We start from the raw sequence: 22,756 nt of genomic DNA, 5'->3' as shown, positions 1-22,756 counted from the left end.
TAATATTCATAAAAATGAAAAAATATATTTATTTAATACTTGTCCTAATCAGTTTAAACATTTTTGCACAAACACCAATCATTGGTATATATGAGGCTGAATACTATGGAGGAGTAGCTGGCGCATATTATAAGGATATTGGTGGATTCCACAACCAATATGTTGGTACCTGGGTTTACACAAACAGCAATACAACATTTAAGATTACGTTTGTGAAAAAAAATAGTTTTCATGTAACGAATGACGTTAGAGACTATTATGTGGATTTTCTTATTGGAGAATTTCAGTACATTGATAATGGAGTTGAAAAGGTAAATACACTGTCGTATATTAACCAATCACACAGTAATATATTTGACTACAATCTTGTCAGTGTTGTGCCCTATGATAAGTCCATTTATCCTCTTTGTCCTGAATGCAGTGAGAATGAATTACGCTTATTAATGCGTTTTAACGAACCTTCCCGTAGAAATATTTGGGGAGGTATAAGTAATAAGTTTGTGATTAGAAGATTTATGCAAAACGGACAAGAAAAATTAAAAGTTCAATTTGTTTATACCGGTAATGGGCTTGAATCTTTGAATACTATAGACGGACCTCCAGCAAATGTAAATAGCTTTAGTGTGCCTTACGGTGAATATGTTTTGACAAAACAGCCGTAATGAAAAGCATATTCATAACAGTGTTAGTTTCTTTCTTTTTATCCTGTAAAGCACAGGTTATAGTACCTCTTGCGGGAGATAGTGATTTGGCGTTTACAAACGGAACTTATAATAAAGATGTTGACAATGATTTTGATAAATATGTGGGAACCTGGAAGTTTCAGCAAGGAAATACATCTTTAACAATTCGTTTAAAAAAAATGGTTTATAATCACTATTCTTCTTATAAAAACTATTATCAAGACTTAATAGTAGGCGAATATAGTTATATAGAAAATGGAATAGAAAAAGTGAATACAATGGAACAGATGACTTCTCCCCCTGCTAAAGCCGGAGAGCATAATATTTGGGGTAATCTTATCTGGTCAAAAAATCTATACCCAAAGTGTGTAGAATGTGCGGAAAATGAGAGAAGAATTAAATTGCGAATAAGAGATTCTCAGAGGAGCTATCTTTCAAGTGCTATTATTTTACGCTATAAAAATGAAAATGGTACAGAAAAGATAATTGCTAAAATCTATAAAAATGATAGTTCGTATATGCCGCCGGATAATGCTCCGGATGAGATGCGTATTCCTTATGGAGAATATGTTTTGATAAAACAGCCGTAATGAAAACTATACTCACAATACTATTAGTTTCTTTCTTTTTATCCTGTAAAGCACAGACAATTATTCCTATAGCAGGAGAATATAATCCTCAGAAATACAAAAGTGGAACCTATAATAAGGATGTATACAATGATTTTGATAAATATGTTGGAACTTGGAGATTTCAACAAGGTAATGCTTCCTTAATAATAGTGTTTAAGAAAATAGTACATGATTATTTTGCAAAAGGAAATTTTTATGAAGATTTATTAGTTGGCGAATATCAGTACATTATCAATGGAGTAGAAATAGTTAATACTTTAGATAGGATAAATATAGTTTTAGGTCAAGATGATGTGAATAATATTGAAGGAAATCTTATTATTCATCGTGGAGTATATCCCCAATGTAGCGAATGTTCATTAAATGAAAAACGAATTAAGCTGCATATCAGGGATTCGGAAAGAGAATACTTGGATAATGCAATTGTATTACGATATAAAAATGAAAATGGCACAGAAAAGATAATTGCGAAAATCTTTAAAAATGGTACTTCATTTATGCCGCTAGATAATGCTCCGGATGAAATGCGGCTTCCTTATGGAGAATATATTTTAGTAAAACAGCCGTAATGAAAAAGATAATTCCATTACTATCACTATTGGCTTTTCAGTTCTGTGCTGTTAAGCAGGGAATAGAAGTGAAATTAAAGGAGTATTATACTATAGATAATCAACATAGTAAGAACTTTAAATATATTATTATAAAGACGTAAATAATTATTTTATCCCATTTATAGGTACATGGACCTATATAGACGGTGATAAAACTTTTGTGGTAAAGCTTTTAAAAGAAACAAAGGTGCCTTATCTCTCCAAAAAGCCAAAAATGTATCGAGATGAAATAAATGGTCATTATAAAATGGTTCAGAATTATGGGCAACCTAATGAAACTGTTTTATATACCTCACAAATTAATATTGGCACTTCAATCACACCTTGGCAAACCGTTATTCTTGCTTCAGCTATAAATAATAATATAATGAGCGGAGTTATTTTTGATGTTGCAGGGGTTTTAAATACGTCCTACCCAACTGGAGTAAGAGGACAGTTAGTAATGACTATAAATGATTTTACAAATCCTTTAACTGCACATTGGAAAGTAACTTTACCTATGGGTATGCGGGGAACAGATGAACCAACAACTTTCACAACACCAACCGATATAATATTGACTAAAGTGAATTAGTAACGATGGGAATCTATATAGCAATTATTTAAGGGCAGGAATGAGTATAAATATTATGTTGAGAATGGTGTCAAGAAGTTAAAAGTAGGATTAGCTGACAGGAAGCGGTAATGCTACAGCTTCACAGAACAATCTCTTTTGAAGCGATTATACAAAAAAAACGGATAGGTTATAAAAACAAAATCGGGGCAATTGCCCCGATTTTAATATTGTTTTACCAACTTCCGCCGGCACCGCCGCCGCTAAATCCGCCACCGCCGAAGCCGCCACCGAATCCACCGCCGCCAAAACCGCCACCGGAGCTTCCTCCTCCAAAACCGCCGCCACCGCCGCGACCCATACTGCTCAGGATAATCATATCCAGGATGCTTGGTCCGCCGTTAAAGCCGCCGTTTCCACCACCGCCACGATTGTTTTTACTACGGGCAATAATGATAATAATGATGATGACAACGAAAATAAAAAAGAAAATACCACCGATACCGCTGTTCGACTGATCCGGTTTGCGGGTTCCTTTATATTTTCCTTTCAGTACCTCAATGATGGTATCTGTTCCTTTGTCTAAACCGTTGTAATAACTACCGGCTTTAAACTCCGGAATAATAACATTACGCGTGATTTCACCCACTATGCCGGCTGTTAAGCGGTCTTCTACGCCATAACCCGGAGAAATCCAGATACGGCGCTCCTTTTGAGCCAGCAGGATAAAAACACCATTGTCTTCCTTCGCCTGTCCGATGCCCCATTGCTGTGCCCATTTTGGCGTCAGGATACCGATGTCCTCTCCCTGCAGGGAAGCAATCGTAACCACAACGATTTGTGTGGAAGTGGAATCCGAATACCGAACGAGTTTTTCTTCCAGACTTTGCTTTTCCTGCGGACGCAGCATGTTGGCATAATCGTAAACACTCGTTTGTAAACTCGGTTTTTCCGGGATATTAAATTGTGCAGCAACCGGCTGCAGCAGTAAAAAAAGTACCGGCAGCAACAGGTTTCTGATGATTTTTGAAATAAAATGTGTCATTTATCCTTTGGATATTTCGTTCGATAATTCATTGGTATCGTCACTTTCAAAAGGAAAATATTTTTTCAAACGTTCTCCGGCTCTTATGATACCATCCACAAGACCTTCTTTGTATCGTTTGTTTTTGAAATGTTCAATTACAATGTCTTTGGTGCAGTTCCAAAAGTCTTCTTCCACCATATTGTGAATGCCTTCATCCCCAATGATAGCAAAAGTATGATCGGATACTCCCACATAAAACAATACACCGTTACGGGCTTTTGTCTGATCCATGCCTAAAGTATAAAAAACCTCCTGAGCCCTTTCGAGCGGAGGTTTTTCAGTATGATTTTCGATATGAACCCTAATCTCGCCGGAAGTGTTTAATTCTGCAAGCTGAATGGCATTTACAATGGCATTCTCCTCATCGGCGGTTAGAAAATCTTCGGTTACAGACATGTGTTAGAATTTTACTTCAACAGGTTTCTCTGCACCTTCAACAGCATTGAAATAAGCTTTTTCCTTAAAGCCGAATATCCCGGCAAAAATGCTGTTAGGGAATGTTTTGATATGGCTGTTATACGCTTTAACCGATTCGTTAAAACGGGTTCTTGCCGTTAGGATCTGATTTTCAGTGCTGGCTAATTCGTCCTGTAATTTCAGGAAGTTTTGGTTTGCTTTTAAATCAGGATACTGCTCTACAGTTACCAGTAAACGGGATAAAGCCGAAGAAACACCGCTTTGCGCTTTGTTGAACTCTGCTAATTGTTCCGGTGTAATGTTGGAAGGATCAATGGTTGTTTTCGTAGCTTCCGAACGTGCTTTGATCACTGCTTCCAATGTGCTTTTTTCGAAATCGGCAGCACCTTTTACTGTGTTAACAAGGTTGCCGATAAGGTCGTTTCTTCTTTGGTAAGAAGTCTGTACATTACCCCATGCTTCTTTGGAAGTCTCATCCAGAGTTACAGCAGTGTTATTGATACCTTTTGCCCAGCTGTATAGAATAACGATGATTACAACAATTATACCTACGGGAATTAACCATTTTTTCATATTTCTCTAAGTTTAAAGTTTTTTATTGTTTTAAGTGATTATTTTTTATTTGTTTCGGCAGACGAAGTCACCACCTCATTTGCCCATTGCCTTTTACTCATTGCCCCTTGCTTATTACCTTTTACTCTTTGCCTCTTGCCTTCCCCCAACTACAACTCATTTTTCATATTACCAAGCTGCACTTTGATTGCTTCTAATTTACGAATGATTTCGAATTTATCGAGTGTTTTTTTCTGCCCTTCCTTTAAATGAATTTTGGCGCCTTCCAGTGTAAACCCCCTTTCTTTTACCAGATGGTAAATTAACTGCAGGTTTTTAACGTCTTCCGGGGTAAACATCCGGTTGCCTTTAGCGTTCTTTTTGGGTTTCAGAATATCGAATTCTTTATCCCAAAAACGAATTAGCGACGCATTCACATCAAATGCCTTGGCAAGTTCGCCTATACTGTAATATCTTTTTTCAGGTAAGTCTAAATGCATTAGTCGAGCGATTGATTTTCTTGATTAGCTAATTGTGAAATTAAAACATATTCTTTGGCAGATATCGAACCGTAATAGAAATTTAACGGATTGACCACTTCACCGTTTTTGTGAACCTCATAGTGTAAATGGGGAGCTTCCGAACGTCCGGTACTGCCCACATAGCCTATAATATCCCCTCTTTTAACGCGCTGCCCCGGCCGTACATTGTATTTGCTTAAATGGGCATACAGTGTTTCATAGCCATAGCCGTGGGTTACTTCAATATGATTTCCGTAACCGGATAACGAATTGTCTGCTCTTTTTACCACGCCGTCACCGGTAGCAAAAATAGGCGTGCCGGTTTTAGCGGAAAAATCCATTCCGGCGTGAAACTTACGCACTTTTGTAAACGGGTCGCTTCGGTATCCGAAACCGGAAGCCATATGCTTCAAATCTTCATTTTTAACCGGCTGTATGGCAGGAATAGCCGATAATAACTTTTCCTTGTCTTTGGCCAGTTTTAATATTTCATCCAGTGAACGGGACTGAATTACCAATTGTTTGGTAATAACATCCACCCGTTTGGTCGTATTCAGGACCAGTTCCGAATTGTTAAAACCTTCCAGTGCCTTATAGCGGTTAATTCCGCCAAAACCGGCTCTGCGTTGTTCGTCGGGTATCGGCGAGCTGTTAAAATAAACACGATACAAATTGTTGTCACGTTCTTCCAGATCACTTAAAACCTCGTCCAGCTGGTCCATTTTTTTATTTAGAATGGAATAATTAATCTTTAAATTTTCTATTTCCCTTGCCTGTAACTTGTCCTTTGGTGTTTCAAAAAACGGCGTATTGATCAGGACAATAAAACACAAAAAACCGAATAAAGCAGCGGAAACAATAAACAGTCCTGCATACCCTAAACGACGTCCTTTTTTAGGTTTTATTTTCTGATAGGCTAATTTTTCAGAATCGTAATAATATTTTACCTTCGACATTTTCTAAAATATGCTATTTTTGCACCTTATAAAAAGTTAAATGGCAACCTTTTGTAAGGTTAGACGAACAAATTTAATAAATGTTTCATTAAATTGTTTTTTTGTAGGGAAACATTTAGCTTATTTGTTGGTAGTTAGGGTAGGGTATGTTAAGTGTAAGTTCATGATAACGAGGATGCCCGGCATGGAAAAGCCTTATTTAACGGTTGTAAATAAATTAATAAAATACGGGCGAAAAGCAATTCGCATCAATAATAAATGCAGTATATGAAATCACAAGACGTCAGAAAACAGTTTCTCGACTTTTTTCAAAGCAAAGGACACTTGATTGTGCCTTCGGCTCCTATCGTTTTAAAAGACGATCCTACTTTGATGTTTAACAATTCCGGAATGGCTCAGTTTAAAGAGTTTTTTCTTGGAAACGGAACACCAAAAAGCGCCCGTATAGCCGATACGCAAAAATGTCTGCGTGTATCCGGCAAGCACAATGACCTGGAAGAGGTGGGTATCGATACATACCACCACACCATGTTTGAGATGTTAGGGAACTGGAGTTTTGGAGATTACTTTAAAAAAGAAGCGATTAACTGGGCTTGGGAATTACTGACAGAAGTTTACAAAATCGATAAAGACATCTTGTATGTTACCGTTTTTGAAGGCAGTAAAGAAGAAAACGTGCCTTTCGACCAGGAAGCGTATGATATCTGGAAAACCCTAATTGCAGAAGACAGGATCTTATTGGGAAATAAGAAAGATAACTTCTGGGAAATGGGAGATCAGGGACCATGCGGACCGTGTACGGAAATTCACGTCGATATCCGTTCGGCGGAAGAAAAAGCATTGGTTGCCGGTAAAGACCTGGTAAATGCCGATCACCCGCAGGTAGTGGAAATCTGGAACAACGTATTCATGGAATTCAACCGTAAAGCGGACGGATCCTTAGAAAAATTACCGGCACAGCACGTGGATACCGGAATGGGATTTGAACGTTTGTGTATGGTATTGCAGAACGTGAAATCCAATTATGATACGGATGTTTTTACGCCGCTTATCCAAAAAATTGAAAGCCTTACCGGTGGGAAATATACAATTAAAGCTAAAGACGAGGAAGAAGAGAAAGTTAATATCGCGATTCGTGTTATTGCCGATCACGTACGTGCGGTAGCGTTTGCAATTGCTGACGGACAATTGCCGTCCAATAACGGAGCCGGTTATGTGATTCGCCGTATTTTACGTCGTGCGATTCGTTATGCCTTTACTTTCCTGAACAAAAAAGAACCGTTCATTTACGAACTGGTAGCGGTATTAAGCGACCAGATGGGGGCTTTCTTCCCGGAAATTACCTCTCAAAAAGGATTGGTTACCAATGTGATTAAAGAAGAAGAAGCTTCTTTCCTGAAAAAGTTGGATCTGGGATTGCAATTATTGGAAAATGTAATTGCAGGAACGGAAGGAATCATCGTTTCCGGAGCAAAAGCATTTGAATTATACGATACTTTTGGTTTCCCGATCGATTTAACAGCCTTGATTTTAAGAGAAAGAGGTTATAATCTTGACGAGGCCGGATTTGATGCGGCCATGCTGGAGCAAAAAACACGTTCCCGTGCCGCTTCAGAAGTTTCAACAGACGACTGGACTATATTAGTAGAAGGTAATATTGAAACATTTGTTGGATATGACCAAACGGAAAATGACGTGAAAATCACCCGTTTCCGTAAAGTAGACAGTAAAAAAGATGGTAAATTATACCAGTTAGTACTGGATAACACCCCGTTCTATCCGGAAGGAGGAGGACAGGTTGGTGATAAAGGTGTTTTGGTGTCGGCAAACGAAACGATTGAGATCGTGGATACTAAAAAAGAAAACAACCTGATTTTACATTTTGCGACCACACTGCCGGAAAATGTGAACGCTACCTTTGTAGCGAAAGTAAACAACGATTTGCGCTTACATTCGGCAAGCAATCACTCGGCAACACACTTGTTGCACCAGGCATTGCGTTCTATATTGGGAACACATGTGGAGCAAAATGGATCGTTGGTAGCGCCAAATTATTTGCGTTTTGACTTTTCACACTTTGCAAAAGTAACCGATGAGGAATTGAAACAGGTTGAAGATTTTGTAAATGCAAGAATTCAGGAGCAACTGCCGTTAATCGAAAGAAGGAACATTCCTTTTGCGCAGGCAATTGAGGAAGGTGCTATGGCTTTGTTCGGTGAAAAATACGGCGATAATGTTCGTGCGATTAAATTTGGTGACAGTATGGAGTTGTGCGGTGGAATCCACGTGAAGAATACGGCAGATATCTGGCAGTTTAAAATTACCAGTGAAGGAGCTGTTGCTGCAGGAATCAGACGTATTGAAGCGATTACAAACGATGCTGTAAAAGCGTTCTATGCTTCACAGGAAAATACGCTGAAAGAGATCAAAGAAAAGTTGAAGAATCCGCAGGATACAATTAAAGCGGTAGTTTCTTTACAGGATGAAAATGCCAAACTGAAAAAACAGGTTGAAGCTTTGTTAAAAGAAAAAGCGAAAAACTTAAAAGGAGAGCTAATTTCCGAAATACAGGAAATCAATGGAGTGAAATTCTTGGCAAAACAGGTTGACCTGGATCCGAACGGAGCAAAAGACCTGGCTTATGAATTGGGGAACATCGGAACAAATCTGTTCCTTCTATTGGCTACAGCCGAAGAAGGGAAACCGATGCTAACCTGTTATATTTCTAAAGAACTGGTTGCCGAAAAAGGATTGAATGCCGGTTTAGTGGTTCGCGAACTTGGAAAATATATCCAGGGCGGCGGCGGCGGACAGCCGTTCTTTGCAACTGCCGGTGGTAAAAATCCGGGAGGAATCAACGAAGCTTTGGAAAAAGCAATTGACTATGTAAAATAGACAGAACCTAAATAAGATAGAGAGCCCAAAGTAATTTTGCTTTGGGTTTTTTATTTAAGAAATAATTGTTTTTTTTGTGGGAAAATTAATCCACTGAATTATGAAGAAAATTATTGCCGGAGCACTTACCTGTTTGTTGGTGCTCGCATCTTGTACAAGCGAATCAACAAGTGAATCAACGCCAGAAACACCACAACAAACAGTATTGTTAAAAAAGGTTATCGCAACATATAATAACGGGCAAAGCATCACATTTAACTATACTTATAATGGGAGTAAGCTTGATAAAATTACGGCGACAGATGGTTCTGTTGACAAATATTCGTATGAAGGAGATTTGATAAAGAAAGTCGAGTTCTTTAATCCTGATGGATCTCCTAACAGTACAGAAAGCTATCTGTATAATACCGATAACAAGCTTATTAAGAAAGTTAATTATTCGTATGATGTAAATGCTACACAGGAAACGAGTTATATTTACAATAACGATGGAACAGTTACAAGTGAGCTTCCTTATTCTGCACAAACAATCAGAAGAGAAAAAATGACTTTTCTAAATGGAGAAGTGGTTAGTTTGCAGGAGTATAGTCATCTTGACGGGACACCTTCATTTAGCTGGAATTATAGCTATGATAACGGGAATAAACCAACAAAAGGGATTCGTGGTTTTGATAAAATATTCTTTAAAAGCTTGTCGCTAAAAGGATGTAACAGAAATCTGGTTTCTGCAGTCCGTACAGATGGAGTTAATAGTATTCAGAATGAATATACCTATTATCCGGATGGTTTTGCGAAAACGCAAAAGGAAACGTATAACAGTACCGTAACGAATTATCAGTATTTCTACGAATAAAACCAGTCTGAAAACGGTTTTTGTTCAGTTAAGAATGAATTTGTAAAGAGTAGTAAAACATGCTATGTTATAACAACCCAAAGTAATTTTGCTTTGGGTTTTTTATTTAAAGCGGGACATTCTTCAAATAATAAAATCCCTAAGTTTGTAAAAACAAACGGATCATGCAGTTCAGAACCCAAATACCTGTTTTAAAAAGTAAAAATCCAATAGATTATACTTCCGGAGTAGTGTCTTTGGGTTCCTGTTTTGCGGTCAATATGAGTGAAAAACTCGACTATTTTAAGTTTCAGCATTACTGCAATCCGTTTGGAATACTGTTTCATCCACTGGCCATTGAAAAACTGATTGACGTTGCTGTTTTCAGGAAAGAATTTACAGCGGAAGATGTCTTTTTTCATAACGAACAGTGGCATACATTCGACGGGCATTCCGATTTGAGTGAAACCGATCGGGAAGTGCTGCTTCAGAACCTGAATGCTATTGCCGCAACAACGCATGATAAAATAGCGGCAGCAACCCACGTTATAATCACTCTGGGAACGGCCTGGGTGTATCGAAAAACAGAAGATGGTAAAATAGTGGCGAATTGTCATAAAGTCCCGCAAAAGCAATTTAATAAAGAATTATTAGGTATTCCGGTTATAAAAGAAAGTCTTGCCAGTATTATCTCGAAAATTCTCCGGCTGAATCCGGAGGCGCAGCTCATTTTTACCGTGTCGCCAGTGCGCCATATTAAAGATGGTTTTACGGAAAACCAATGGAGTAAAGCGAATCTGATCACTGCGATTCACCAGGCCATAGCCGAATTTTCGGAAGAAGCCGTTTTTATAGACTATTTCCCGAGTTATGAGATCATGATGGACGAACTACGCGATTATCGCTTTTATGCAGAGGATATGATCCATCCCAATGCGGTAGCAATAGAATATATCTGGAAGCGTTTTTCTGAAAGCAGGATTGCCGAAACCGCTTATCCTGTAATGGATGAGGTGGAAAGCATCCGGAAAGGACTGGCGCACCGCTCTTTTAATCCCGATTCGGAACAACATGCAAAGTTTTTAAAAAATCTACAGCTAAAGATTGCTACATTAGCAGTACAATATCCCAATATCACTTTTTAATATGGCAAGGAAAACATCGGACGAAACGAATATCAAAAACATGCTGGTTCCGGTAGTGCAGGCACTGGCGCGTTCCGGAAAAATAATCTACCTGCTGATTTTTATAATCATCGGGTTCGTGATTTATAAGTTTGTGACTTCCGAAAAAGCAACCACCACTACGGAATACAATACCGATCTGATCCAGCAGCAAATCAGGAATGTGGGGAAACTGGTGGTGACCGAAGGACATTATGCGCAGGTAATGACCTATAAAGACCAGCAGAAATACCTGATGGATTTGCTGACATTTGAAAAGAAAGCGCTGATTATCATCAATGCCGATGTTACGGTAGCCTATGATTTACGGCAGATAAAATATGATATAGACGAAAAAAATAAAACAATTACCATTCTGAATATTCCGAAAGAAGAAATAAAAATCAGTCCCGATATTCAGTTTTATGATGTAGATCAAAGCCGTATGAATCCGTTTACAGGCGATGATTATAACAAGATTAATAAAAAAGTAAAAGCCGATCTGGCTCAGAAAATTGAAAAATCAGCATTAAAAACGAATGCTAAAAACCGCCTGATCAGTGAGCTTTCGAAACTATTGATCCTGACCAATTCGATGGGTTGGAAACTGGAATATGAAAACCGGGTTCTGGATAACGAACAGGCGATAGGAGAGCAGCTTAAATTATAAAAACAAAACCCGCTTTATGCGGGTTTGTTTTTTATGATAAGCATACATTCGGACGGTCTAACGTAATGACTTCGTCAATGTTGTATTCGTCAAATAAATCCAGTAAGGCATCGGCACCTTCAGTCATTTTGTATTCCATTTCTTCTTTATACAAAGGTACCAGGGCATAAAAGTTAATCAGGTTGCCGTCTTCGGCCTTAAATTGTAAAAACTCCTCATTAAAGCTAACATAAGGCGGAAGTACCATCATGCATCCTAAACGAGTGTTTTCGGCAAAAGGATAGGCCTCTTCTCCGTTCGGAATTGTATGTCCGTAGCCAACCCAGGTGTTGTATTGATGCGGTAAGCGGGCAATCAGTTTTAAAAAATGAACCGGCCAGTAATTTTTGTCATCCTCAAAATCTTCATCACTGATTTTCCAGTCAGCCGGAAGAATAACCATTAATTCGCCATACTGCCAGTTTTCTTTTCCTTCAATTCCATCCGGAAGATGCATCGGTTTGTCGCTCATACCGGAAGTAACCAGTACATTGTAAGGATAATCCGCTGTAGGTTTGATCCAAAGAACATCTATATGAACAAATTCGGAAATTATTTCGTGAAAAACCAGGTGAACATCCCCGATATGGTTTTCTAAATGTGCTGTGATTTCGTCTAAATAGCGACAGCTGCTGGCCACTCCGGAATCGTCACTTTCCTGGGTATGCCGGTAAATAGGATTGCCTTTTGCATCATAATCTTGTTCCTGGTTCATGAGTTGGTGTTTTAAAAATTATAGCCAACAATATAAGAAAAGTAACAGGAAATGAAAAAAAGATTCGTGTTAAATTAAGGCTGTCCGGATGTTTTTATAACAGCAATGTTGTTACAGTTTGCTGTTCAGACTGCTCCAGCCGCCACCGTTCAGGGCTTCAATGCCGTGCTGTTTTAGGATAGTGGCAGCCTGTGCGCTCCGCATTCCGGAATGGCAGCAGGTAATGACCGGTTTGCCCAGCTTTTTGATATCCTGGATTTTGCCGGCAATAGCATTGAGCGGAATGTTTTTAGCGTTTGTAATATGTCCTTCGGCAAATTCACCGGGAGTTCTCACATCAATGATAATTGCTCCTTTGGCAATAAACGCTTTAATGTTTTCCGATTTGTTTCCAAAACCTAATATATCTAAAAGTCCCATAACTTTAATTTTTATCAAAGGTATGGGACTTGCTAAAATATGGTTGTAACAATTGTTACTGATTTGTATTATTTGTTTACGCTTTCGCTTTCGAAAATAAGTTCCAGTCCGCCGGATATTAAATGGGCAACTTCCGGACGTACCGTTTTTAGTTGTTCCAGATAGGAAACAACAGCCGTTTCCAAAGCGTGATTGTTGTTTTTATGAGCCAGTTCGGCAATTTCTACCGCTAACAGCCAGTCTTTTGGATGATCGGCTTTTAATGTTTCAAATACTGATTGTAAGGTATCCGGAGCATTGTTGTCGCGAATGGCTCTTACGCTATGGTACAACTCTTCCAGTTTAATTCTTTCCGGTGTTTTTTGTGCCTTAATGGTTTTTGAGGTCGGAACATGTGTGATCAGGTCAAAGCTGCGCACATCGGCTGGTCCTGAAAAAGCGGAAATCGCTTCTTTTCCGACAGCCATATCATAAATGCCCCATTCCGGCTGGAATAAAACAGTGTCTTTATGGGTTACGGTACAGTTTTTAAAGCTGATGGTGATGATTTTGCCCTGTAAATTACGGGAACCGGTAATGATTTCCCCGGAAACGGTAATGTCTCCTTCAAATTCCAGGGTAACGGTTTCTCCTTCAAAAATAGCATACGCTCTTAAGTCTCTCGGACTCATGTCCTCAATAGCAAGATTGATGCCTTTTAATTTTCCGATCGGGCTTCCGAAACCTTCGGCATGATAAGCGGTGCTGTGGCCTACTAATTCTTTTTCTCTATAGGAAAGTGCCGTTTGGCCGGTTGTCTGGATATAAACTGGTTTTCCTTCGTGTTCGATGACGTTGGTAAACACTCCTGAAATCTGAATACCGGTGCTTAGTTCTACCGTTCCCAATGCTTTGGAATGGATCAATTTCCGGATTCCGGATAATCCGCCGGTACGCAAGGCCATTTTGTTTGCAAACTCTTCCAGAACAAGGCTCAAAAGTGCAAAATCGGGTGTTACATACAGTTGCGGCTGCGGTTTTGTAATGTCGAAACTTTGGTTGGCTGCAGAGATATCATACGGGATTTTCTTTACATTATCGGTCATACACCAGGCGCTTTCCCCGATAGAGGATAAAAGTCCGGCGCCGTAAATTTTAGGGTTTTCAACAGTTCCGATCAAACCGTATTCCACTGTCCACCAGTGCAGGTTCCGGATCTGTGCCATTTCCGATAATTCGCCCATATCGTTTTGCAGTTCGTCAACACGTTTTTCGGCAGCTTCAATTTCATCCTGAGGAGTACCTTCGGCTTCTTTTAAAATGGAAAGCAAACGAATGGCTTCATACATTTCGTAATCTCTTGCAGACGAAATGGCTTTAGAGCCTATTTCTCCAAAACGGCGCAGGTATTCTGCATATTCCGGATTGGCGATAATGGGTGCATGTCCGGCTCCTTCATGGATGATATCCGGTGCCGGGGTATATTCTATATGTTCTAACTGACGGATGTCGGAGGCAATAACCAATACGTTATAAGCCTGAAATTCCATAAAGGCATTTGGCGGAATAAATCCATCAACAGCTACTGCTGCCCAGCCTATTTCTTTAAGGATACGGTTCATTCCGTACATGTTGGGGATGCTCTCGATGGAAATCCCTGTTTGGCGTAAGCCGTCCAGATAAGAACTGTGGGCTACTTTTCCTAAATAATCCACATTTTTACGCATCACATAGCGCCATACAGCCTGATTAATCGGAGTATATTCGTCATAATCCTGCGGTTTGATAAACTGCTGTAAGTGTTTCGGTAATCTTTCTAGTAACGGATTCGTTTCAAACGATGCATTCATGATTCTTTATTGTTGCTGTTTGCTGTAAAATTACGAAATCTTTAGGGAGTTAGCAATTGGAATTTCAAATCGGCGGTTATATTTGGTTATTTTTAATGTATTCTATTTTATGATGGAACATTTCTGCCATTTTAGCAGCTCTTTGCTTGGCTTCGTCTGCAACAGGCCCGGTAAATAAAGCATCGGTTGTTCCGGTAAAGAGTAGTATCCAGCGGTTAAAATGGTCGCTGCCTACCGGTAAAAAGGCATGCGGCGGAAAAGGCCTGCCGGAATAAGTGTGGTTGTCCAGCAGTACGGTTTCCCAGAACTGATACATTTTTGCCAGATGTTCCGGCCAGCGGTCCTGTATTTTTTCATTGAAAACAGGGCCGATCAAAGTATCCTGCTGTACTTTTTGGTAAAAGGTGTCCACCAGCTTTTTGATGTCTTCCAGTGTGCTAATGTCTTTCATGATGTTTGAATAAAAAAAGCCTACGCAAAGGTAGGCTTGTAGTGCTTATGATAAGCCGGTAATTTATTTTTTTTGTGGCGGAAACTGCATCAGGATTTTCGTAACGAATTCATTGATGCGTTCCTCTTTTTTTTCACGGTTCTGAGTCAGTACTCCGGTTCCGGTTCCCTGCCAGATCAATTCATTTTTACGGGCATCGATGATGTCGATATACAGCGTGCCTTCGGTGGTGGTACTCACGGAGCTGTAAGTAGGGCCCCAGCCGTATCCCCAGCCCCAGCCACCACCATAACCCCATCCGGCGTTAAATTGGTTTACGCTGACCTGTTCTCTGGATTTGGTAAAAATATTTACCAGAAGTTCCGGCTGGTCACTTTTGCTGAATCCTTTTGCCGTGAGCTGATTGTCTATGGCGCGAAGGATGCGTTTTTTATCTAAATCGGAAATTTCAACTTTGTCAATCCCGTCCTTATGAAAAGCGTATGTTTTGTATTGACTAAAGTCGGTTCGGTTATCAAAATCGGAAGCTACTCTTACGGAGCTGCAGGAGCTGATAACGAAGAGCAGTAGTATCGGAAGGATTTTTATAGCTTTCATAATTAATAGGTTTTATATTTAACTAAAGTAAGGTGTCATCTACGATATTCGGAATTGTCACTTTTAGTAAAGGCTGCGTTTCCATTGCTCTTTTAATTGCAAAAACGGCTCCTTCATTACGTGCCCAGCTTCTTCTGGCAATTCCATTGTTGACGTCCCAGAAAAGCATTGATTCCAAGCGTCTTGAAGCTTCTTTAGTACCATCAAGAACCATACCAAAACCGCCGTTTATCACTTCTCCCCAGCCAACGCCGCCACCGTTGTGAATGGAAACCCAGGTAGCGCCACGGAAGCTGTCTCCGATCACGTTATGGATAGCCATATCGGCAGTGAAACGGGAACCGTCATAGATGTTTGAGGTTTCACGATAAGGAGAATCGGTACCGGATACATCATGGTGGTCACGTCCTAAAACAACATAGCCTATTTCGCCTTTGGCAATTGCCTGATTGAAAGCTTCTGCTATTTTGGCTCTTCCTTCTGCATCGGCATACAGGATACGTGCCTGTGATCCTACGACCAGTTTGTTTTCCTGAGCACCTTTGATCCAGCGGATATTGTCGGCCATCTGCTGTTGTATTTCTGCCGGAGCAGTTTTCATGATTTCTTCTAAAACCTCGCAGGCAATCGCATCTGTATTGGCTAGATCTTCCGGTTTTCCGGAGGTACAAACCCAGCGGAAAGGTCCGAATCCATAATCGAAACACATTGGTCCCATAATGTCCTGAACATAGCTCGGGTATTTAAAGTCAATACCGTTTGGCGCCATAACATCGGCACCGGCTCTGGAGCTTTCCAGCAGGAAGGCGTTACCGTAGTCAAAGAAATAGGTTCCTTTTGCGGTGTGTTTGTTAATTGCTGCGGCATGTCTGCGTAATGTTTCCTGAACTTTTTCTTTGAATAATTCCGGATTGTTTGCCATCATGTCGTTTGCTTCTTCAAACGAAATTCCGGCCGGATAATAACCACCTGCCCAGGGGTTGTGCAGGGATGTCTGGTCGGATCCCAGGTCGATATACATGTTTTCGTCATGGAAACGTTCCCAAACGTCTACAACGTTGCCCAGATAGGCAATGGAAACCACTTCTTTATTTTCTTTTGCTATGCGAACGCGGGCTACCAAAGCATCAATGTCTTCGATAACTTCGTTAATCCAGCCCTGACTGAGGCGGATATGTGTTATTTTCGGGTTTACTTCGGCACAAACGGTAATGCATCCGGCGATATTACCGGCTTTTGGCTGCGCACCGCTCATTCCTCCCAATCCGGAGGTTACAAACAGTTTTCCTGCCAGATCTTCTCCGTTTCGGGCAATTTTTCTACCGGCATTCAATACGGTAATGGTGGTTCCGTGTACAATTCCCTGCGGACCGATATACATATAGCTGCCGGCTGTCATTTGCCCGTATTGGGTTACGCCTAAAGCGTTGAATTTTTCCCAGTCGTCCGGTTTGGAGTAATTAGGGATCATCATCCCGTTAGTGACAACCACCCGCGGTGCTTCTTTGTGGGAAGGGAATAATCCCATTGGGTGTCCGGAATACATCACCAGCGTTTGTTCTTCGGTCATTTCTGCCAGATATTTCATCGTCAGGCGGTATTGTGCCCAGTTGCTGAAAACGGCTCCGTTTCCGCCATAGGTTATTAATTCGTGCGGATGTTGTGCCACAGCATAATCCAGGTTGTTCTGGATCATCAGCATGATGGCTTTTGCCTGCTCCGATTTTCCCGGATATTCCGAAATAGGGCGGGCATACATCCGGTAATCAGGACGCAAACGGTACATGTAAATACGGCCGTATGTTTCTAATTCTTCCGAAAATTCTTTAATTAATTCTGCGTGATGTTTTGGTTCGAAGTAGCGCAGGGCATTTTTTAAAGCCAGCTTTTTTTCTTCGTCACTTAATATTTCTTTACGTTTGGGAGCGTGGTTAATAGTGCTCTCGTATGGTTTAGCCTGTGGTAAAACGGAAGGAATCCCTTCTAAAATTTGTTCTTGAAAAGTCATGATTGTTACTGCTTAGAATTGAAAAATAAATAAATTGAAGCGTTGCCTCGCTAAGGATAACGAATATCTGACCTGTGATAGGATTTATGGATTTTGATTCTGTATTTTAATAAAAGGACGTCCATTTCTATTTGCGTATCGTTCCGGTGTTTTTATTGTAGCCGTATGGACAGTGACGGCAGCCGTTTTTACAGCAATATCCTCTTTTTAAGTGGAATTGTTCGGTAAAAACCTTGTAACCTTCCGGGGTGAGATAATAGTCTTCTCCAGGGATTAATTTATTTTTAGTATTTTGGTTGTCCATACGGACAAATTTAGGAACTTTAAGGTTAATGATCGTACTTGTATTAAAATATTTAACGCCCAAAGGTTTTAGAGGAATCACTTTATTCCCTTTTGTGTTCCTGGCGGATGTAAAAGATAAAAAGGATCCGGTTTTTTTAAACCATGAAAAAATTCATATCAAACAGCAGTTAGAGCTGCTGATTGTGCCTTTTTTTATCTGGTACGGGCTGGAATATCTGGTTCGTTTGTGCCAGTATCCGGACAAGCATACCGCTTACCGGAATATCAGCTTTGAGCGGGAAGCTTACGGTAATGAAAAAGATCCGGAGTATTTGTCGGGAAGACCGTTTTATGGTTTTGTGCGTTACCTGCGAAAAAAATAAAAGCCCTTGTTTGAACAAGGGCTTTTTTAATAATAGCGTTTTTCAATTTTAGAAAATAGTCTTTCTGTCTACAACAGCACCGTTTTCTAAGGTTATTTTTAAAAGTACTACGCTGGTTGATTTTTTTACATTTTTAAGTGTAATTTCATTTTCATCAGCATTTTTGTACTCATCTATTTTTCTGCCTAATACGTCGAAGGCAACGATGCTTTTAATTCTTTCAGAAGAAGAATGAACTGCTAATTCATTTCCTCTAAGTATTTTAATTCCGTTTTCATTTGTGAAATCTACGTTTCCTAAATTTCCGTTTGAGAAACGCAATACAAAACGGTCGTTAAATGTTCCTGCAGCAGAAGTAAAGCTGTATGGCGCTGTTCTTAAGTCGTGGATCACATTTAGTGTTTTATCTTCTAGGAAAATCGCATGCGTATCGAATACTCCGTCCAGGTGGTCAATTCCGATCTGGTAAGTATCCTGAGCATTAGCGTTAAATCCTAAAGCTACTTTGTCGTCTTCATTGAATGGTAACGGACGTGCCTGAATGGTTAGGTTCATTTCCGGAATAGTAGAGTAGAATGTTACTCCGTTTCCTCCGAAAGCCTGACCATCTAATCCTCTGTCGAAGTCTAAACTTGCTCCTTCAGCATATCCTACCAGGATCTGACTGAACGCTCCGTTAGCATTCGCTAAGTTTAACCAGATGCGGTGTTTTTCAAGTTCACCTGAATTCACAGCCTGTGTTTCCGGGTTAATTTGTGCAGCTCCGCTTTTCAGGAATGTATTGTTAGATCCGCTAACTCTCATACTGTTGATGAATTTAGCATTTCCGTTTGCAATTCCTTTTACAAAGAAAGACTGACCGGAAGCGATATAACGGCTTGGTTGTGTACCTCCTGAAATTGCTGTTGCTGTAGCCCCGAATTTGTTTACAGTAGCATAATCGGAAGAGGTATAGTTATAAGAATAGTTTCCATAAAAAGGATTTGCTGTTCCGGTTTGTATCGGAGTATTGTGTGTCCATACATATACGGTTCCGTCCAATAATGTTTTATTCGTTGTTTCGTTTAAGAAAGATACCACGTCAATTGCTGAAGCGTATGGGTTTCCGATAAGGTTCCACTGGTCGTCATCAGCGGTTACTCCATTACCAACGTTTGCATCTGTACCGATAGCGATCGGAATAGTGATGTCGCCATTATTTGGTGTTCCAACAAAAGTTGCCGTATAGGTTGTTTTATTTGCCGGATTTAAATCAAATGATTGTGGTGCTCTCACGATATAGCCCATTCTCGGATCCATAGCTGTTGTGGTTGCATTTACACCAATCCAGTTTCCGTAACCTCCGTTGATTGTTGGCTGCCAACGATAGTATTTGTCAGACAAAGTGTTTGGAGATAAAGCGCTTAAAGTAAAATTAGAAGCTAAGGTTACCGGTGAATTCCAGTACGTAAAGTCATAACGATACATTGGTTGTGTCGTACGTTTGATGTTTACAATTCCGGAATTGGCAACATTATCTGTCTGGATAATACTGGCGCTGTTCGCTAAATTGAAAGTACCGTTGTTTTGTACTGTAATTTTGTTAACCACGTTTACACCGTTTCCTGTTGGAACTTCAAGACGGGCATTTGTTCTTACGGTTAATGTTTTTGCTAAACCTACATAGTTGGTTCCGTTTACATTAGCATAATTTGTAGCCGGTTTGATGATTACACAGTTGTCTGCTGCTGGTACTCCTACAGGAAGCCAGTTGTTAGGATCATTCCAGTTACCGTTGTTACCCTGCCAAACTTTAGATTTGTTTGTAACGTTAACTAATTTTGAAGCAGTACAGCCATTGGTTAATTGTACATTCGCAGTAAACGACCAGTTGTTTACTTCTAACTGAGCAGTAGAAGGTTTGATGTAAACGACGTTTACAGCCTGGTTGGTATATGGTACTGTTCCGGCAGCATCAGTATAGGCATCAATCGTAGCTCCTGTCCAGGTAAAGTTTGATGTTAACGGTCTTGTTCCGCTTAAAACAACATCATCAATAGCCCATCCGTCAGCATAAACTGCGGTATATAGGAATCTTAATTTCAGGTTTGCAACTCCTACATAGCTGTTTAACGGAATAGTTACAGTTGCGAATTTACCAGGTGATCCCTGACTTGAGGTGAATGTTTGTACCGGTGTCCAGGAAGTCCCGTTATCTGTTGAAACTTCAACGATAGCCTTGTCTCCGTTTCCATAACAAGAGAAATACTGTCTGTATGTCAATGATAAATCGATGAAATTTGTAGTGTTATAGCTGTTTGTTGTTTGTAATGCTAAATTTCTTGTGTTGGTAATACTATAGTCAGAAGTCGTAAAAGCAAATTTGTTGCCTATCGCTCCGGAGCTGATTGCCGGTTTCCAAACACCGGAAACAGTTTTGTAAACACTGGTTTTTTGCTGCCATTCTGTTGCGGCATCACCATTGGCGATATTTGCTTTTGTAAAAGCGCCAAGTCCTGATGTTTCAAAAGTCTCATTTAATAAATCGACTACTTCTGTACTTCCTGCTGCAGAGATCTGTACTAAATCTTCTTCACCGCATATTTGAGGAGAAGCAGGGGTAATGGTGATATTAGGAACCGGTTTTATTTTTGCGATAATCGGCGTACGAACCAGAGATTCGCATGATCCGTTTAAGGCTGTTACATAATACGTTGTTGTAGCCGATAGGGATGGCGTAGTGTATGATGCTGATGTAGCACCGGCTATAGCTGTTCCTCCGCTTTCGGTAGTGTACCATTTGTATGATGTTACTCCGGAAGTACCGGTTACTGTTAACGTTACTGCTCCTGTTCCGCACTGTTCAACTGTTGGAGCACTTGCTATTTTTGCAGAACAATCCTGAATTACACGGATGGTGTAATCTTCTGTCTCGCCATCAGCATTAGATCCGCAGGCAGCAGTAGATTTTGTACGGATACGCATTCTGTAATCGCCAGGAGCTGTTCCTGTTGGTACCACAAAACCAAAAGTATTGGAAATAAAGCTTGTATTGGTAGTAAAAACGATTTCTGAAGCATCTTCAAAAGTGTTGTTTTTGTTCCAGTCTACCCAAACTCTTGCGGTTTGTATTCCTCCGGACAAAACAAGGCTAACATTGATTCCGCCACCCGGAATTTGTTGTGCCGGTGTTAGAGCAGTATAATCGCCATATCCGGAAGTGCTGTATCCTGTTGTGTTTGTAGGAGCATCTACTACAGCTCCGGTTGTTTTATAGCTGGAGATATAAAAGGTATTTGATGAAGATGAAGGGATGCAAACTCCTGGAGGTGTTGAAGATGGTGTCCAGGTGTATAATAAGTTTGTATTTGGATATGAACCATTGGAATTTCCTGATCTTGTTCTGTTGGCATCGTTGTTATTTGTACCAGCATTAGTATTTCCCATCCATTTTCCGTTAGAAGGTTGTGATCTGTTGTTGAAGTCACTGTTTGAACTACCTCTAAGACCTACCTGAACATATACAACACTATTGTCTGATGGCTGACAGCTACCGTATGAAATGTTAACGGTATTGGAAGTTTCATTTAAACGAATCTGAAAGTTAAAATCTCCGTCTTCAGCATCTCTCTCGGCATTAGTCCATTGTACCACAAAAACACGGTTAGGAGCACTTCCTATTGTTTTATAGGTTATGGCAGAACCGTTACTTTTTAAATCTACTCCCAATGCACTGATCGCTCCGCTATAGGCAGTTGATGAAGAAATCGGATTGTATTCATTAGTGTTGGATAATGTGGTTCCGAAAGTTATAAACCCGTTACTATTTACCGAACAAGTAGTATAGTTTGTACCGTTATAGTTGAAAGTAAACCCAATCGCAATATTATTTGGTGTTGTGTTATTGTCCCAACCATTATTGAAAACAGTTGAAGCTCCGGTAATTGCGGTATAAGTTGAGGTTGATTCGGAAAAAGTATAATTGCTAACCTGTGCATAACCGGTATTGTAAATGAACAATGATAAAAAGGCTATCACATTTAAAAAGGAAAGGTTTTTAAGATTAAACTGATTAAAATTAAAAACGTTGATAACTTTAAAAAAGTCATCAGATTTTCTGTTGTTTTGGGGGCTGGTTAACATACTATAAAATCTTTAGGGGTTAATTTTACAGTACGAAAGTATGTACTAAGAATCACACGTGAGGTGCGTTTTGACTGAATTTCGATGAAGGATTCCCTTTAATCGATAAAGTGCATTTTTTGAAAACAATAATTAAAATTCCGGAACCAATTTTATGGTAAAACCGTAATTATGTGTTAAAAATGAATATATTTTTTTACGGAGTGTAAAATTTGACCCTGAAATTGATTTTTTTGTTAAAAAAAATGAGTAAATTTAACTGTGTAATTTGTTATGAATTACAAATGAATGAAACATATATGAAGTGCTAAAAGGGAATCGTCCCCCGGTTTTGT

Annotated in this window: 22 protein-coding genes; 9 read left to right on the top strand and 13 right to left on the bottom strand. The window is 39.8% G+C overall.

Features of this window, described 5'->3' with window-relative positions:
- Positions 1-14: 14 nt before the first annotated feature.
- The 4 genes from HW120_RS00510 (at position 15) to HW120_RS00495 (ending at position 2,500) form a co-directional block, all read left to right on the top strand.
- Positions 15-662: a DUF6705 family protein gene (locus HW120_RS00510; RefSeq protein WP_177729943.1), complete on the top strand. Its 648-nt coding sequence runs from the start codon at positions 15-17 to the stop codon at positions 660-662.
- Positions 662-1,273: a DUF6705 family protein gene (locus tag HW120_RS00505; protein WP_177729942.1), complete on the top strand. Its 612-nt coding sequence runs from the start codon at positions 662-664 to the stop codon at positions 1,271-1,273. Before HW120_RS00510 ends, HW120_RS00505 begins: the two co-directional genes overlap by 1 nt.
- Positions 1,273-1,884, top strand: a complete 612-nt coding sequence (locus HW120_RS00500; protein ID WP_177729941.1) for a DUF6705 family protein — start codon at positions 1,273-1,275, stop codon at positions 1,882-1,884. The genes HW120_RS00505 and HW120_RS00500 overlap by 1 nt, the downstream gene beginning before the upstream one ends.
- 121 nt (positions 1,885-2,005) lie before the next feature.
- A complete protein-coding gene (locus HW120_RS00495; protein ID WP_317168423.1) occupies positions 2,006-2,500 on the top strand; it encodes a DUF6705 family protein in 495 nt (164 codons plus the stop codon).
- 214 nt (positions 2,501-2,714) lie between these two features.
- Here HW120_RS00495 and HW120_RS00490 read toward each other — a convergent pair whose 3' ends face one another.
- The 5 genes from HW120_RS00490 to HW120_RS00470 all read right to left on the bottom strand — a co-directional run bounded on the left by HW120_RS00490 (position 2,715) and on the right by HW120_RS00470 (position 6,012).
- A complete protein-coding gene (locus HW120_RS00490) occupies positions 2,715-3,524 on the bottom strand; it encodes a TPM domain-containing protein (RefSeq protein WP_177729939.1) in 810 nt (269 codons plus the stop codon).
- Positions 3,525-3,962 carry a TPM domain-containing protein gene (locus HW120_RS00485; RefSeq protein ID WP_177729938.1) on the bottom strand — a complete coding sequence of 146 codons (438 nt, stop codon included), beginning with the start codon at positions 3,960-3,962 and terminating at the stop codon, positions 3,525-3,527.
- A 3-nt stretch (positions 3,963-3,965) separates the two neighbouring features.
- Complete coding sequence (locus tag HW120_RS00480) at positions 3,966-4,556, bottom strand: LemA family protein (protein ID WP_177729937.1); 591 nt, start codon at positions 4,554-4,556, stop codon at positions 3,966-3,968.
- A 149-nt stretch (positions 4,557-4,705) separates the two neighbouring features.
- The gene (locus HW120_RS00475; RefSeq protein WP_177729936.1) at positions 4,706-5,035 is read right to left on the bottom strand and encodes a MerR family transcriptional regulator; all 330 of its coding nucleotides are present in this window, start codon (positions 5,033-5,035) and stop codon (positions 4,706-4,708) included.
- On the bottom strand, positions 5,035-6,012 hold the full coding sequence (locus HW120_RS00470) for a M23 family metallopeptidase (RefSeq protein WP_177729935.1): 978 nt from the start codon (positions 6,010-6,012) through the stop codon (positions 5,035-5,037). Before HW120_RS00470 ends, HW120_RS00475 begins: the two co-directional genes overlap by 1 nt.
- Positions 6,013-6,279: 267 nt before the next feature.
- On the opposite strand from HW120_RS00470, the gene alaS reads away from it, so the two are divergent.
- The 4 genes from alaS to HW120_RS00450 all read left to right on the top strand — a co-directional run bounded on the left by alaS (position 6,280) and on the right by HW120_RS00450 (position 11,572).
- Complete coding sequence (gene alaS / locus HW120_RS00465) at positions 6,280-8,907, top strand: alanine--tRNA ligase (RefSeq protein WP_177729934.1); 2,628 nt, start codon at positions 6,280-6,282, stop codon at positions 8,905-8,907.
- A gap of 100 nt (positions 8,908-9,007) precedes the next feature.
- On the top strand, positions 9,008-9,760 hold the full coding sequence (locus HW120_RS00460) for a hypothetical protein (RefSeq protein ID WP_177729933.1): 753 nt from the start codon (positions 9,008-9,010) through the stop codon (positions 9,758-9,760).
- A gap of 164 nt (positions 9,761-9,924) precedes the next feature.
- Positions 9,925-10,884: a GSCFA domain-containing protein gene (locus tag HW120_RS00455; protein WP_177729932.1), complete on the top strand. Its 960-nt coding sequence runs from the start codon at positions 9,925-9,927 to the stop codon at positions 10,882-10,884.
- Positions 10,885-10,924: 40 nt separating this feature from the next.
- Positions 10,925-11,572: a DUF4230 domain-containing protein gene (locus tag HW120_RS00450; protein WP_177736093.1), complete on the top strand. Its 648-nt coding sequence runs from the start codon at positions 10,925-10,927 to the stop codon at positions 11,570-11,572.
- Positions 11,573-11,603: 31 nt separating this feature from the next.
- Here the strand turns inward: HW120_RS00450 and HW120_RS00445 are convergent, their stop codons facing one another.
- The 7 genes from HW120_RS00445 to HW120_RS00415 all read right to left on the bottom strand — a co-directional run bounded on the left by HW120_RS00445 (position 11,604) and on the right by HW120_RS00415 (position 17,935).
- Complete coding sequence (locus HW120_RS00445) at positions 11,604-12,326, bottom strand: suppressor of fused domain protein (RefSeq protein WP_177729931.1); 723 nt, start codon at positions 12,324-12,326, stop codon at positions 11,604-11,606.
- 111 nt (positions 12,327-12,437) lie between these two features.
- Positions 12,438-12,746, bottom strand: a complete 309-nt coding sequence (locus tag HW120_RS00440; RefSeq protein WP_177729930.1) for a rhodanese-like domain-containing protein — start codon at positions 12,744-12,746, stop codon at positions 12,438-12,440.
- Positions 12,747-12,814: 68 nt separating this feature from the next.
- Positions 12,815-14,575: an aromatic amino acid hydroxylase gene (locus HW120_RS00435; protein ID WP_177729929.1), complete on the bottom strand. Its 1,761-nt coding sequence runs from the start codon at positions 14,573-14,575 to the stop codon at positions 12,815-12,817.
- 76 nt (positions 14,576-14,651) lie between these two features.
- Positions 14,652-15,029 carry a group III truncated hemoglobin gene (locus HW120_RS00430; protein WP_218618743.1) on the bottom strand — a complete coding sequence of 126 codons (378 nt, stop codon included), beginning with the start codon at positions 15,027-15,029 and terminating at the stop codon, positions 14,652-14,654.
- Positions 15,030-15,089: 60 nt separating this feature from the next.
- A complete protein-coding gene (locus HW120_RS00425; protein WP_177729927.1) occupies positions 15,090-15,623 on the bottom strand; it encodes a DUF4136 domain-containing protein in 534 nt (177 codons plus the stop codon).
- Positions 15,624-15,645: 22 nt separating this feature from the next.
- Positions 15,646-17,631 carry a urocanate hydratase gene (locus tag HW120_RS00420; protein ID WP_177729926.1) on the bottom strand — a complete coding sequence of 662 codons (1,986 nt, stop codon included), beginning with the start codon at positions 17,629-17,631 and terminating at the stop codon, positions 15,646-15,648.
- 127 nt (positions 17,632-17,758) lie between these two features.
- Positions 17,759-17,935: a DUF5522 domain-containing protein gene (locus HW120_RS00415; protein WP_177729925.1), complete on the bottom strand. Its 177-nt coding sequence runs from the start codon at positions 17,933-17,935 to the stop codon at positions 17,759-17,761.
- A gap of 28 nt (positions 17,936-17,963) precedes the next feature.
- On the opposite strand from HW120_RS00415, the gene HW120_RS00410 reads away from it, so the two are divergent.
- Positions 17,964-18,299 carry a hypothetical protein gene (locus HW120_RS00410; RefSeq protein WP_177729924.1) on the top strand — a complete coding sequence of 112 codons (336 nt, stop codon included), beginning with the start codon at positions 17,964-17,966 and terminating at the stop codon, positions 18,297-18,299.
- Positions 18,300-18,347: 48 nt separating this feature from the next.
- Here the strand turns inward: HW120_RS00410 and HW120_RS00405 are convergent, their stop codons facing one another.
- Entirely contained in the window at positions 18,348-22,421 is a 4,074-nt protein-coding gene (locus HW120_RS00405; protein WP_177729923.1) for a GEVED domain-containing protein, read from the bottom strand.
- Between the last annotated feature and the right edge of the window lie 335 nt (positions 22,422-22,756).

It is taken from the genome of Flavobacterium inviolabile, from assembly GCF_013389455.1.
Classification (GTDB): domain Bacteria; phylum Bacteroidota; class Bacteroidia; order Flavobacteriales; family Flavobacteriaceae; genus Flavobacterium; species Flavobacterium inviolabile.
Note: the sequence above shows the minus strand (reverse complement) of the source record. Positions and strands in the feature narration are given on the sequence as shown.